At 59.8% G+C, this 13,526-nt stretch carries 17 protein-coding genes; 14 read left to right on the top strand and 3 right to left on the bottom strand.

Features of this window, described 5'->3' with window-relative positions; all coding sequences use genetic code 11:
* Positions 1-9 precede the first annotated feature (9 nt).
* A complete protein-coding gene (locus ACQY5P_RS19695; RefSeq protein ID WP_428408582.1) occupies positions 10-477 on the top strand; it encodes a TIGR02301 family protein in 468 nt (155 codons plus the stop codon).
* A 20-nt stretch (positions 478-497) separates the two neighbouring features.
* A complete protein-coding gene (locus tag ACQY5P_RS19690) occupies positions 498-923 on the top strand; it encodes a hypothetical protein (protein WP_428408581.1) in 426 nt (141 codons plus the stop codon).
* 3 nt (positions 924-926) lie between these two features.
* Here ACQY5P_RS19690 and pyrC read toward each other — a convergent pair whose 3' ends face one another.
* Entirely contained in the window at positions 927-1,979 is a 1,053-nt protein-coding gene (gene pyrC / locus ACQY5P_RS19685) for a dihydroorotase (RefSeq protein ID WP_428410697.1), read from the bottom strand.
* Positions 1,980-2,089: 110 nt separating this feature from the next.
* On the opposite strand from pyrC, the gene ACQY5P_RS19680 reads away from it, so the two are divergent.
* The 12 genes from ACQY5P_RS19680 (at position 2,090) to ACQY5P_RS19625 (ending at position 11,909) form a co-directional block, all read left to right on the top strand.
* Positions 2,090-2,887, top strand: coding sequence for a YgfZ/GcvT domain-containing protein (locus ACQY5P_RS19680; protein WP_428408580.1), 798 nt, complete (start codon positions 2,090-2,092; stop codon positions 2,885-2,887).
* A 50-nt stretch (positions 2,888-2,937) separates the two neighbouring features.
* Complete coding sequence (locus ACQY5P_RS19675) at positions 2,938-3,348, top strand: MAPEG family protein (RefSeq protein ID WP_428408579.1); 411 nt, start codon at positions 2,938-2,940, stop codon at positions 3,346-3,348.
* A gap of 86 nt (positions 3,349-3,434) precedes the next feature.
* The gene (locus ACQY5P_RS19670; protein ID WP_428408578.1) at positions 3,435-4,220 is read left to right on the top strand and encodes a hypothetical protein; all 786 of its coding nucleotides are present in this window, start codon (positions 3,435-3,437) and stop codon (positions 4,218-4,220) included.
* 66 nt (positions 4,221-4,286) lie between these two features.
* A complete protein-coding gene (locus ACQY5P_RS19665) occupies positions 4,287-4,910 on the top strand; it encodes a DNA-3-methyladenine glycosylase I (RefSeq protein WP_428408577.1) in 624 nt (207 codons plus the stop codon).
* Between the two features lie 68 nt (positions 4,911-4,978).
* Positions 4,979-6,136, top strand: coding sequence for a beta-ketoacyl-ACP synthase III (locus ACQY5P_RS19660; protein WP_428408576.1), 1,158 nt, complete (start codon positions 4,979-4,981; stop codon positions 6,134-6,136).
* 76 nt (positions 6,137-6,212) lie between these two features.
* Complete coding sequence (locus ACQY5P_RS19655; RefSeq protein ID WP_428408575.1) at positions 6,213-6,827, top strand: ribonuclease D; 615 nt, start codon at positions 6,213-6,215, stop codon at positions 6,825-6,827.
* A 148-nt stretch (positions 6,828-6,975) separates the two neighbouring features.
* The gene (gene lptC, locus ACQY5P_RS19650; RefSeq protein ID WP_428408574.1) at positions 6,976-7,764 is read left to right on the top strand and encodes an LPS export ABC transporter periplasmic protein LptC; all 789 of its coding nucleotides are present in this window, start codon (positions 6,976-6,978) and stop codon (positions 7,762-7,764) included.
* The gene (locus ACQY5P_RS19645; RefSeq protein WP_428408573.1) at positions 7,761-8,249 is read left to right on the top strand and encodes an LptA/OstA family protein; all 489 of its coding nucleotides are present in this window, start codon (positions 7,761-7,763) and stop codon (positions 8,247-8,249) included. Before lptC ends, ACQY5P_RS19645 begins: the two co-directional genes overlap by 4 nt.
* Positions 8,250-8,303: 54 nt before the next feature.
* Entirely contained in the window at positions 8,304-9,119 is an 816-nt protein-coding gene (lptB, locus tag ACQY5P_RS19640) for an LPS export ABC transporter ATP-binding protein (protein WP_428408572.1), read from the top strand.
* An 18-nt stretch (positions 9,120-9,137) separates the two neighbouring features.
* Positions 9,138-10,649 (top strand): RNA polymerase factor sigma-54, encoded by a 1,512-nt coding sequence (gene rpoN, locus ACQY5P_RS19635; protein WP_428408571.1) that lies wholly within the window; start codon positions 9,138-9,140, stop codon positions 10,647-10,649.
* A gap of 80 nt (positions 10,650-10,729) precedes the next feature.
* On the top strand, positions 10,730-11,311 hold the full coding sequence (gene hpf, locus ACQY5P_RS19630; RefSeq protein ID WP_428408570.1) for a ribosome hibernation-promoting factor, HPF/YfiA family: 582 nt from the start codon (positions 10,730-10,732) through the stop codon (positions 11,309-11,311).
* 133 nt (positions 11,312-11,444) lie between these two features.
* Positions 11,445-11,909, top strand: a complete 465-nt coding sequence (locus ACQY5P_RS19625; protein ID WP_428410696.1) for a PTS sugar transporter subunit IIA — start codon at positions 11,445-11,447, stop codon at positions 11,907-11,909.
* Positions 11,910-11,948: 39 nt separating this feature from the next.
* Here ACQY5P_RS19625 and ACQY5P_RS19620 read toward each other — a convergent pair whose 3' ends face one another.
* Together ACQY5P_RS19620 and ACQY5P_RS19615 are read right to left on the bottom strand one after the other, a co-directional pair.
* Positions 11,949-12,245, bottom strand: a complete 297-nt coding sequence (locus ACQY5P_RS19620) for a DUF1150 family protein (RefSeq protein ID WP_428408569.1) — start codon at positions 12,243-12,245, stop codon at positions 11,949-11,951.
* A gap of 252 nt (positions 12,246-12,497) precedes the next feature.
* Complete coding sequence (locus tag ACQY5P_RS19615; protein ID WP_428408568.1) at positions 12,498-13,511, bottom strand: threonine ammonia-lyase; 1,014 nt, start codon at positions 13,509-13,511, stop codon at positions 12,498-12,500.
* Positions 13,512-13,526: the final 15 nt, after the last annotated feature.

Below are 13,526 nucleotides of genomic sequence, written 5' to 3'. Positions count from 1 at the left end.
AGGAGCGCCATGTCAGTTCGACGTTTCATATCCGCCGGGTTCGCGGCCCTAGCCCTCACCGGCTTTTCGGCGGCCGGCGCGCAGGACCTCGAAACCTACCAGCAGCGCCAGCGCGATCTCGAAGCGTTGGCGGGGCTTTTCGGCGAGCTTCATCACCTCCGCCGAACCTGCGACCCGCAATTCGAGGCCGATGCGTGGCGCGACCGGATGAAGACGCTGATCGACCTTGAGGAGCCGCAAGACGCCGAACGCGAGGCCCTGGTCCAGGAATTCAACAAGGGCTATCGGAACGCCCAGCGCGCCTATCCGCGCTGCGACCGGCGCGCGCGCGATTACGCCGCCGCCCGCGCCGCACAGGGCGAAGCGGTGGTCGCGCGTCTTTCCGCGCCGCTGCATGAGCAAGAGGACGAAGACGAGGATTTCGTCTCGTCGCCTTATATGATTACGCCGTCCGCCGATCCGGTCACTGAAAATTAGAACAACTGGCGGGGGCCGAAGTGACCGAAGCACAAATGCTCGAACAGATGATCATGTTGCGCGCCCAGCTCGATGCAACGCTTGCGCAGATTATCGCACTCAATTTTACGCTGTTCGTGGCGGTCTACTATTTCCTCCACCGCTCCGGCCGGCTGATGAAGATCGGTGTCTTCATCCTCTATTTTATCGGCTGGTACACTTTCGTTTCATCGGCGATAATCACCGCCGCGCATATGCAGGGCGCCTATAGCAGCCTTGCAACACTGATTTCTGACGGCGGGGCCAGCGCAGCAACATTCAAACTCATTGAGGCGATGAACTCGCCAACCTTTGTCGCGTTTTTGGTCACGGCCAATGCGGTGAATTTCCTGTTGCTGTTCGTCGCCTTCGGCTTCCTGTTTTTCTGGAAGCCGCGGCCCGGAGAGGCGCCAGCCGGACTGACTTGATCCTTATGCGGATCTATCGCCATCAGTCAGCCGCCATGCGATGTTTTCGCCGGCAAGGAACGGCGTCAGGCGCGCGCCCTCCGCATCGATGAGATCGGGAACGGTGACGTCCTTGCGCTCCAGCACGACCTTTCCGTCATTGAGCGGCAGGCCGTAAAAGCGCGGCCCGTGTTCGGAGGCGAAACCCTCGAATTTATCGAGCGCTTTTTCCGCGTCGAAAACCGCGACGTAACTCTCCAGCGCAAAAGGCGCGTTGAAAATCCCGGCGCAGCCGCAAGCGGATTCCTTGGCGCTCTTAGCATGGGGCGCGGTGTCGGTGCCGAGAAAGAATTTCGGCGAGCCGGACGTCGCCGCGCGGCGCAGGGCCAGCCGGTGCTTCTCGCGCTTCGCCACCGGGAGGCAGTATTGATGCGGACGAATGCCGCCCTCAAATATGGCGTTGCGGTTGATGTGAAGATGATGGGGCGTGATTGTCGCCGCGACGTTGGCGCCCGTCGACAGTACAAATTCGACCGCTTCCGATGTGGTGATGTGTTCGAACACGACTTTAAGCGCCGGAAAATCCGCAATCACTTTCGACAGGATGCGCTCGATGAACACCGACTCGCGGTCGAAAATGTCGATATCGCTGTCGGTGACTTCGCCATGCACCAGCAAGGGCATGCCGATCTTCTGCATGACCTCCAGCACCGGATAGATATTCGCAATATCGGTGACGCCGAAGCTCGAATTCGTCGTGGCGTTCGCGGGGTAAAGTTTGCAGGCGGTGAAAACCCCCTCGGCGAAACCGCGCTCCACCTCGCCCGGGTCGAGCGTATCCGTAAGGTAGCAGGTCATCAGCGGCGTGAACGCATGCTCCGCCGCGACCGCCGCAAGGATCCGCTCGCGATAGGCCGCAGCCGATTTGACGGTCGTCACCGGCTCTTTCAGATTAGGCATCACAATCGCGCGCGCAAACTGGCGCGCCGTATAGTTCGCCACCGTCTCGAGCATAACGCCGTCGCGCAGATGCACATGCCAGTCGTCCGGCCGCCGGATCACGAGGCGGTCCGTCACGCCGCCTTCCTTTATTTCTCTGTTCGCCATGGCACGCCTTTTAGGCCGGAGCGAAACCCCGGCACAAGAGGCGCTTTGATTCTCGGCGAAAGACCCTTACATCCGCGCCCATGAGCACGACCGCCCTCCTTACTGACCGCGCCGTCATCCGCCTTTCCGGCGAAGACCGGCTCTCGTTTCTTCAGGGGATCGTCACCAGCGATCTCGACCGGCTGAAGACCGCGCCCGCCCTGTTCGCATCCCTTTTAACGCCGCAGGGCAAGATCCTGTTCGACTTTTTTATCGTGAAGGAAGACGATGCGCTGCTGATCGACTGTTCCAAAGACGCCGCCGAAGCGCTTGTGAAACGCCTGTCGCTCTACAAGCTCCGGGCGAAGGTCAGCCTCGAGATCGCCGACGACAAACATGTGGTCGCGAGCGAGGCCGAAATTTCTGGCGGTTTCGCCGACCCGCGCCATCAAAAACTCGGCTGGCGGGCGATTGTTGGCGACAGCGATTTCGCTTCTGACGAAGATTACGACCGCCGCCGCGTCGCGCTTGGCGTTCCGGAATTCGGTAAAGACTTCGCTGGCGATGAGATCTTCCTCACCGACGTCAACTACGACGCGCTGAATGGCGTCAGCTATAAAAAAGGCTGCTTCATCGGTCAGGAAGTCTCCAGCCGGATGAAGCGCAAGGGCGATGTCCGCCGCCGCACGCTGATTGCGACATTCGACGGCCCTGCGCCGGAGAAAGGCGCCCCGGTGACGGCCGGCGGATCGACCCTCGGCGAGATCATGAGCGGCGCGGACGGCCGCGCCCTCGCCCTCATTCGCCTCGACCGCTGGGAAAAGGCGAAGGCGGACGGCGCGGCCATCGACTGCGGCGGCCGCGAACTGCGCTTGGCGATTCCCGGCTATCTCGAATGACGCTAGGTTCCTCGGTGGTCTGACGATCACAATAACAAGGAGGAACCGTCATGACGCCCACAGCAACCGCGCTTCTCGGCTACGCGTCCTGGTTTATCGTATTGTTGTTATGCCTTGCTTTCGTGCGCACGTCCCTCGTCATGCAGGGAAAGCGCGCGTCGAACTCCTTCGCCCCTTCCGGCGACGATATGGAAGGTTTCGCAAAACGCCTTACCCGCGCCCACGCCAATTGTTATGAGAATATGGGCCTCGTTGCGGCGGTCCTGCTTTATGCGATTGCCACGGGACAGAACGCCATGACTGACGGTCTCGCCTACATCTTCCTCGGCGCACGGATTGCTCAGTCTGCAGCGCATCTCATTTCCACCAACCGGCTGTTTGTCTTCCTTCGCTTCGCCTTTTTCGTGATTCAGGTCCTTATCTTGATCTTCTGGCTGCTGAAATTGTTCCATCATATCTGAGGGGAACCGGAGCCCCGTTCTTCTGTTTGTTTGGCGACGCCCGGAATGGGGCGTCGCCCTATCAATTCAGGAAAAGGGGGAACAGGATGAAATACGCAATATTGCTCGCCGCCAGCTCGATGCTCGCTGTTGCTTGCGCCCGCGACGAAGCCGTGGAGAACGATCCGAAAGCCGGCGAAATCGTCGAGGAAGGCGCGGAGGATATTGAGGAAGGAGCCGCCCGCGTCGGCGAAGAAATTTCGGCCGCCGCCGGCGAGGCCGCAGACGCTGCGGGCGACTTCATCGAAAACGAGCTGTCGCAGAGCAACGCCCGCGGCTTCACCGCCCGCAATATCATCGGCGAGTCCGTGCGCGGCGAGGACAAGCTGGCGATCGCCGTTATTGACGATTTGCTTTTCACCCCCGACGGCATGTTGCGCGCCGTCGTGCTCGAAGACGGCGCCTTTCTCGGACTTGGCGGCAAGCCGGCCACCGTCAGCGCCGACCGTTTCGCATTCGCCATTCACGGCGATGGCGGCGTCGCCGTGACCGTCACTATGACGGACGGCGAATTGAAGCAAATGACCGAGTCGCTCGCGTATGAGCCCGCAGCGGGCTTGATGGAAAATCCCGGCAACCTCATGAGCATGTCGGAGCTCCTTGGCGCGTCCGTGGTGAATGAGAATGGCGACAAGGTCGCCGACATGTTCGACATCATTCTCGCCGATCCCGGACGCTTCGATACGGCGATCCTTTCGGTCGGAGGCCTTGGCGCAGTCGGCAACCGGCTGGTTTCCGTCGATATCTCCTCTCTGGCGATCGACCGCAATTACGGCGCTGTTCGCCTTCTTTCGGCGCCGGACTTCGACGCTTTGCCCACATTTGAATATTGATTGCTTCATGTTGATTTTTGGACGCCGGCGGCTTTACCTAACGCAAAATTCTCAAAGAGGTTTTCCGTGGCCAAATCCGCCGGCGCCGAAGCGCCCTGCCTTTGGGCGCCGCTCGACGATAAAGTCTATCGCGATTATCACGACAAGGAATGGGGCGTGCCGGAATATGACGACCGGGCGCTGTTCGAAAAGTTAATTCTCGACGGTTTCCAGGCTGGTCTTTCCTGGCGCACGATCCTCTATAAGCGCGAGAATTTCCGCAAAGCGTTCGACGGCTTCGACCCGCAAAAGATCGCACGATACACGCCTAAGAAAATCGAAAGGCTGATGCAGGACGAAGGCATCATCCGTTCGAAAACAAAGATCAACGCCGCGGTTGGCAACGCCCGCATCTATCTCGACATGATGGAAAGCGAACCGGGCGGGTTCTCGGGGTTTCTGTGGGACTTTGTCGGCGGAGAACCCATCGTCAACCGCCTCAGGAACTATCGCGGTCACCAGACGACCTGCCCCGAAGCCGAAGCGATGGCGAAGGAACTCAAGAAACGGGGCTTCAAATTCTGCGGCCCTGTCATCGTCTACGCGTTCATGCAGGCTGTGGGCATGGTCAACGACCATGAGGACCATTGCCCGCGCAAGAAGGCGGTCCAGAAACTGGCCCGGAAACCCCGGAAATCCAAGAAAGCCTAGGCGGTTGCACAGCCCGCCCAATGGGCGCAAATTGCCGCCAAACCAACCTCTTGAGGGAACGCCCAACCATGTCGCAGGATTCCGCCGGCGTGCGCATTGTCGCCACCGGCCTTTACACCCCGCCCCACTCGATCTCCAACGACGAACTGGTGACGGCCTTCAACGCCTATGTTGAGGACTTCAACAGAAAGAACGAGGCGGCGATCGCAGCAGGCGATATCGCACCCTTGCAGCCGTCGTCATCGGAGTTCATCGAAAAGGCGTCAGGCATCAAGGCGCGCTTCGTGATTGAGAAGGACGGCATTCTCGACATCGCGCGCATGGCGCCGAAAGTCGCGCCGCGCGCCAATGAAGAATTATCGGTGCTGGCGGAAATGGCGGTGACCGCCGCGCGCGAAGCCATGCGGTCGGCTGACCTGAAGCCCGGCGACATTGACGGCGTCATCTGCGCGGCCTCGAACATGCAGCGCGCCTATCCCGCGATCGCCGTCGAAATTCAGGACGCGCTCGGCATTGACGGCTTTGCTTTCGACATGAATGTCGCCTGCGCCTCGGCCGCCTTCGGCATTGAAACCGGGCTTGGCCTCATTCGCGCCGGCGCGCGCCGCATCCTCATGGTCAATCCGGAAATCTGTTCGGCGCATCTCAACTTCCGCAATCGCGACTGCCATTTCATTTTCGGCGATGTGGCGACGGCCGTGATCCTAGAGCGCGCCGACGGCGCCCCGGCGGGCGAAGCCTGGGACATTCTCGGGACACGGCTCAAGACCAAATTCTCAAACAACATCCGGAACAATTTCGGCTTCCTCAATCATTGCGAGCGGGAAACCGGCGAACCCGCCGATCCACAGACCAACCCTGTGACCGATAAACTGTTCATGCAGGAAGGTCGCAAGGTCTTCAAAGAAGTGGTGCCAATGGTCAGCGAGCTGATCGCCGGCCATCTCGGCGATGTGGGCGTGGCGCCTGAAAACGTCAAACGCTTCTGGCTGCATCAGGCGAACCTCGCCATGAACGAATTCATCGCCCGGAAAGTGCTGGGCCGGGACGCCACCCGCGAGGAGGCCCCGGTGATCCTAGACGAATACGCCAACACCTCATCGGCGGGCTCGATCATCGCATTTCATAAGCACAAGGACGATTTTAAACCGGGCGAGATCGGCGTCATCTGCGGTTTCGGAGCGGGATATTCGGCCGGGTCCGTGATCGTCCGCAAAACCGCTTAATCGCGCCTTCACTATTCCGGCGGCAAAGTTTATGAGCGCTGGCGGACAAACCTGAACGCAGGCTAAGAAAGACGGCATGACGAATTATCTGCACAAGGGCGACCTTCCCGAAGGGCTCGATCTCGGGCCTGTCGTCGCGGTCGATTCGGAAACCATGGGCCTCATTCCCCACCGGGACCCCTTATGCGTCGTGCAGCTGTCATCGGGCGATGGCCATGCTCATCTGGTTCAGCTCAATCGCAAGACCTATGACGCGCCGCGTCTCAAGGCGCTGCTGTCAGACAGGAAGGTTCTCAAGATCTTCCATTTCGCGCGCTTCGACGTCGCTGCTTTCAGGCAATGGCTCGCCGTGGACACGGGGCCTGTCTACTGCACCAAGATCGCCTCGAAGCTTTGCCGCACCTATACGGACCGGCATGGCCTCAAAGACGTCTCCAGAGAACTTCTCGGCATCGAAATCTCGAAGCAGCAGCAATCCTCCGACTGGGGCGCCGATCAGCTCTCCGAGGCCCAGATCGATTATGCCGCCTCGGACGTCCTCCACCTTCATGCCCTGAAGGAAAAGCTCGACGCCATGCTCGCCCGGGAAGGCCGCTCCGCCCTGGCCGACGCCTGCTTCGCCTTCCTTCCCGTCCGGGCGGCCCTCGATCTCGCCGGCTGGCCGGAGACCGATATTTTCGCCCACTCCTAGGGTTTCTCCCTGAAAAGGCCGGATTTTACGACGAAATTCGCGCCTCTTGCTTCCCTCAAGCGCCCGCGCGACTATATGAAAGGTTGGGTGGCGGGGGCTGCTATCCGATATTGAAACTATTGGAATTTATGGGAAATCGCGCGGGGATATGACGACGGTCGTCACCGATGAGAAAAAACCGCTGGAGCCGACGCAGCTAGCGTCGCGGCGGCGCGCTCTCGACAGCTTGCCTTCTCAGGCGCGCACGACCGGCGACAAGGCCGCCGCCCGCTCCCGGCTCGTCCGTCGTCTGCGCATTGCGCTGCCAATCCTTGCGCTGGTCCTCGTCGCCGCCTTTCTCTTCAACACCCGCTCGAATGACGTGGACGATGCGTTCCTCGACGACTTCAAGGACATCGATGCGTCCGCTGAGGAGCTCAGCATGGCGAGCCCCCGCTTCGCCGGCATCGACAACAAGGGCAAGCCTTTCGAAATCACCGCCGAGGCAGCCCGTCAGAACACCAATGTGAAAGACGTGGTCTCACTGGAGCGCCCCCATGCGGTTCAGGGCGTAAATAACGGGTCGACCGTTGTGAGCGCAGACAAAGGCGTCTACCGCTCGGACGTCAATATTCTCGAGCTTGAGGACCAGGTGACATTGCAGCACGAAGTGGGCTCGGAGGTTTATATTTTCCGCGCTCCCTCCGCGACGGTTTCCATCAAAGACGAGATCGTCACCAGTGATACAGGCGTTGGCGGCGAAGGACCGGACGGCCGCGAGCTCACGGCGGAACGCATGAAAGCCTATAATGCGGACGGCCGCGTTGTTTTCGAGGGCAATGTGCATATGCGCATTTACCCGAAGAATGCGGTTCCGAAGAACGAAGGCATTGAAACCAATAACGACGTCGGCGACAAACCGGCCTTGAAAGACGTGGATATCGAGAACCCGCAATGATGCAGAAAACCTGTCTCGCCGTGATCGCCTTCCTCACAAGCGCCATGGCCCCGGCCGCCGCCCAGCTGATCGCCGCGCAGGACAGCAACGAACCCATCGACATCACGGGGGACGCCGCGGAATTTCAGGACAATTTCGCCGTCTGGACCGGCAATGTCCGGGTCGTGCAAGGGCCCGCCATCCTGACCTCGGAACGCCTTGAGGCCGTGCTGACCGATGAGGGAGATTTCGAGACCATCACCGCGATCGGCTCGGTGCGCTATTCAAACGGCGAAGAGGCGATCACCGGCGAACGGGCTGTATTCGACAATGAGGCCCGCACCATCGTCATGACTGAGAATGTGATCGTAACCCAGGGCAAGCAGGTGATGTCCGCAGGCAAGATCACCTACTGGGTCGATACAGGTAAGGTTTTGTTTACTCCTGAAGCTGGAAAACGAATTCGCGGCCTGTTTTTCACCGGCAAGGATGAGGAACAATCCTAAGGCTCGTTAACCTTTTGGCGAACCTTCACTGAACTTTAAAGAGAGACGCGCTTAATGAGCGAGAAAATGGAACCGACAAACGACATCTCTCCGGCCGCTGCGGACCAGTCCCGGCCCAAGAAGCTGAAGCCCAAGGTTATCGAGGGCGGCGGCGCGCTGGCGGCCGAGAATCTCGGCAAGTCCTTCAAGCGCCGACCGGTGGTGCGCGGGGTCTCCATGTCGGTGAAGCGCGGCGAGGTCGTCGGCCTCCTCGGCCCCAACGGCGCCGGCAAGACCACCTGTTTTTACATGATCACCGGGCTCATTCCGGCGGATCGCGGCCGCATCATGATCGACGGCCATGACGTCACCAACCTGCCCATGTATCAGCGCGCGCGCCTCGGCGTCGGCTACCTGCCGCAGGAAGCCTCGATCTTCCGCGGCATGACCGTCGAACAGAACCTGCGCGCCGTCGTGGAGCTCGTCGAACGCAACAAGGACAAGCAGCAGACGATCATCGACGACCTTTTGAACGAGTTTCACATCACCCATATCCGCAACGCTCCAGCGATCGCGCTGTCGGGCGGCGAGCGGCGCCGGGTGGAGATTGCGCGGGCGCTTGCAACGGCGCCTTCGTTCATGCTGCTGGACGAGCCCTTTGCAGGCATCGATCCGCTCGCCATCGCGGAAATCCGCGAGCTGGTGGCCCATCTTAAAGACCGCGGTCTTGGCGTTCTCATCACGGACCACAATGTCCGCGAAACGCTCGACATCATCGACCGCGCCTACATCATTCACGAAGGCGAAGTGCTGCTGGAAGGCGCGCCGGGGGAGATTGTCGGCGACAAGGATGTGCGCCGCGTTTACCTGGGCGACCGCTTCCAGATGTAAGGAAAGGCATGGGGCGTTGTGGCGTTAGCTCCGAGACTCGAGTTCAGACAATCACAGCAGCTGGTGATGACGCCGCAATTGCAGCAGGCTATCAAGCTGTTGCAATTGTCCAATCTTGAGCTCTCGGAATATGTCGCCGAACAGCTTGAACAAAACCCTTTTCTCGAGCGCGATGAAACGCCCGTCGACGGCCCTGCCGAACGGCGGGGCGAAAAATCGGCCGACGCCGAAACGCCCGCGGCGACTTCCGGCGATGTGGATCAAGCGGACGCCAAGGAAGCGCGTGAATCGCTCGACGTAGAATATGACGACATTGACCCCAACAGCTCAGGCAGCGACGCCGCTTACGGCGATTACCGCCCTAATGACTGGGCTTCGGCGTCTTCCGGCCGCAGCCTCGACAGCGACGATCAGGAATTCGGCGCGACGCTGAAAAAGGAAATCTCGCTCGCCGATCACCTGACCGAGCAATTGCAGGTCGCGACACGCGATCCCATGCAGCTTTTCATCGGCGCCTACATCATCGACATGATCGACGAGGCGGGTTATCTGCGCGAAGACCTGCCAGCGATTGCTGAGCGTCTCGGCGCTGAACTTGCCGACGTCGAAAATACGCATGCGATGATTACGGCTTTCGATCCCTCCGGCGTCGGCGCGCGCGATCTCAAAGAGTGCCTTAAACTTCAATTGATCGACGCTAATCGTTTCGATCCTTCAATGCAGGCTTTTGTCGAAAACATCGAGCTCCTCGCCAAGGGCGATCTGAAAGGCCTCATGAAAGCGACCAATGCGGACGAAGAAGATGTTCGCGACATGATCGCTGAAGTGCGCGGTCTGACGCCGAAACCCGGCTACGCCTATGGCGGCGGTGTTGTGCAGGCGATCGCACCTGATGTCTTCGTCACCAAATCTCAGGACGGGGGCTGGAAAGTCGAGCTCAACAGCGAAACCCTCCCCCGTATTCTCGTTAATCAGCGTTACTACGCGGAAATTTCATCCGTGAATGGCGCGGACGATAAAGACAAAACCTACATCGCCGAACAATTCGCTAACGCCAACTGGCTTGCAAAGTCGCTGCACCAACGCGCGCAGACCATCCTCAAAGTTGCGAGCGAGATCGTGCGCCAGCAGGATGCGTTTCTCGCTTATGGCGTCAAGCACCTGCGCCCGCTCAACTTGAAGATCGTGGCCGACGCCATCGAAATGCACGAATCGACGATCTCCCGCGTCACTTCGAACAAATATATCGCAACGCCGCGCGGCCTTTTCGAATTGAAATACTTTTTTACGGCCTCCATCGCCTCTTCTTCGGGCGGCGAGGCCCATTCCGCTGAAGCGGTCCGCCACCGCATCCGGGAGATGATCGAGGCCGAGACTAAGGACACTGTTCTGTCGGACGATAAGATCGTCGAAATTCTGCGCTCCGAGGGCGTGGACATCGCCCGCCGCACCGTTGCTAAGTATCGGGAAACATTGAATATTCCTTCCTCGGTCCAGCGCCGCAGGGCGATGTTGCAAACCGCGATCTAACCCTTTAATCCGCGCTGCCAAAGCCAATATAATGGCGGCGGCGCAATCTCGGGGGAGAGCCGTTAGTTTCAGGAGGTCCAATGGACATTCAGGTCAGCGGTAAAAACATGGATCTTGGCGACGCTTTGCAGACCCATGTGACTGACAAACTCGAAGACAGCGTTCACAAATATTTCGATCGCGGCGCGGAAGCGACGGTGACCTTTTCCAAAGAGCGTCACCTGATTGACTGCGACGTGACAGCTCACCTTGCCTCAGGCGTCTTTCTGGCCGCCCATGGCGAAGGAGGAGACGCCTACAGCGCTTTTGAAGAAAGCCTGGAAAAGCTGGAAAAACGCATTCGCCGCTACAAGAGGCGTCTCAAAAATCACCACACCAACGGCAAGGAGCCGCTGCCGGCGGAAAACGCGTCCTACTACCTCCTGCAACCCCTGGGCGAGGAAGAAGATGAGGATGACCGCGCTGAGGGCGACCCGAACCCAGTGATTGTGGCTGAGAGCCAGACCACGCTCAGGGAAATGACCGTCGGGGCCGCAGTCATGCAGCTTGACCTCGCCGAGCAGCCCGCCCTCGTCTTCAAAAATGCGGCTCACGGTCGAATCAATATCGTTTACCGCCGCCGCGACGGCAATATAGGGTGGGTTGATCCCGGGGCCTCTTGAGGCTAAAGGGCGGCGCGCCGGCAGATGGCCGGGGCTGACGCGATTGGTCAAAAGGACCGGACTTAAGGAACTTCTCAGCAGCTTGAATTATTCAGGAGCGGCGTAGAGCCAGTGAAGTATTTGCGTGAGCGTAATGGGACTTGAAGACCTTCTCAGCCCTAAGGGCGTCATCCACAATCTCAGGGTGAACTGCAAGCGCGAAGCGCTGCAGGCGCTTGCGGACAAGGCGGCCGGTCTGATCGACCGTCCGGCCTCGGACATCATGACGACCCTTCTCGAACGCGAGCAGCTAGGCTCAACAGGAGTTGGAGACGGCGTCGCCCTTCCCCATGGGAAAATTGACGGACTGAGCAAGATCGTCGGCGTGCTCGCGCGGCTTGAAACACCTGTGAGCTTTGACGCCCTCGACGATCAGCCGGTGGATCTCGTTTTCATGCTGCTCGCGCCGGCGAACGCCACGGCGGCGCACTTGAAAGCACTCGCGAAAGTATCTCGTCTTTTGCGCGATGAACATGCTCGCGAGGCTTTGCGCGGCGCCGATTCAGCGGAAGCGCTTTTCGCCATCGCCACTGCGGATCAAAAGCACCACGCAGCTTAAAACTGACGGATAGTCTGAGAAGAAAGCGGACCTGGATCGTCAGTGCACGCTGACAGGGTTCATCTCATATTGGCGCGCCGCCGCAAAAGCGAGATCGCGGTTGCCGACGAGCGCAAGCCGCTCGCCGCTGGAAGAATGCACCGAATAGAGAATATCGTCGTCAGCAATGTCGATCGTCAGCTCGCCGTCTTCGTCGATAAGGTCATCAAGCACATCGCGCGCGGCGACCGTGCGGATGTAAACGAGCTTGCGCCCCCCCAGCTCTGCGAAATCGCGCGCAGACAGGGGCAGTTGCTCTCCGTCGTTAAAAATTGCGCCGTTTTTCATCATCGTCATGGGTCTTGTATCCTTTGTCAGATCTTTCAGATCCGGCGTATTGCTGATTTTGCAGGGAAACTGGCTAGCAAACCGTGAACGCCGGAGAAGAAAATCCGATGATTTTCTTTACCGGTCGGAAACGGCGATGCTTTGACCGTTTCATGGCGAAACCGCCATTTTCCGACAGTCCCGATATGGGGATACATTATAACAATTCAATGACCGTCTTTTCCCCACACAGAATTGTTAACAACTGCGAGGGAAGAGAGTTCAGGAAGACGGCAGAGCCCGATCCTCGAGAATCGCGGCGAAAAGCGGCGCGTCCACATTGCCGCCGGAGAGCGTCAGGGCCGTGACCTTGGCCTTCGCGTCGAATTTGCCGGAGAGAAGCCCGGCAAGCGCCGCCGCCCCGCCCGGCTCCACCACCAGTTTCAGCTCCCGCCAGGCGAAAATCATCGCCCTACGGACGTCTTCTTCGGTGACTGTGAGCCCGCCCCGGACGAGCCGCTCCATGATGGGCAAAGTGAGCCGCCCCGGCGCAGGCGACGCGATGGCGTCGCAGATAGTGCGGCGGGTTACATCGGCACGGTGGCGCACGCCGTCGCGGATCGACGCCCAGGTCTCGTCAAAGCCCTCGGGCTCGGCGATCCAGACATCCGTCTCCGGCGACGCATCCTCAAGAATGAGCGCGCAGCCGGAAGTGAGGCCGCCCCCGCCGCAGCAGACGATAAAGGCGTCAAGCGAAAGGCCCCTCGCCTGCGCCTCATCAAAGGTTTCGAGAGCCACCGTGCCTTGCCCTTCGATGATGTGCGGATGATCGAAGGACGGCGCCAGCACCATGCCTTTTTCGGCGATGATGCGTTCGGCGATCTCTTCGCGATCCTCGCTGTAGCGGTCGTAAAAAATGATCTCGGCGCCAAGCGCTTTCACATTGCCGGTTTTGATGGCGGGCGCATCGGCCGGCATGATGATGGTCGCGTGGGCGCCGGCCATGCGCGCCGCGAGCGCGACCCCTTGCGCGTGATTGCCCGACGACCAGGCGAGAATGCCGCGCCGACGCTCTTCTTCACTGAGTTGCGAAATCAGATTGTAGGCGCCGCGGAATTTGAAGGAGCCGTAGTGCTGGAGAACTTCCGCCTTCAGAAGAACGCGCCCGCCGGCGATGTCGTTGAGCGTCTGGTTTTCAAGTAGCGGCGTGCGCACAGCCTTGCCCGACAAGCGCCCGGCGGCGGCGCGCACGCCGTCGGCAGTAATCGGCGCGGAGTTTAGAAGCGAGGCGTCCATAAAAAACTTTCAGCA

This window comes from Hyphococcus sp., from assembly GCF_965267305.1.
In the GTDB taxonomy this organism is placed as follows: Bacteria; Pseudomonadota; Alphaproteobacteria; order Caulobacterales; family Parvularculaceae; genus Hyphococcus.
This window is presented reverse-complemented; position numbering and strand designations above follow the sequence as displayed.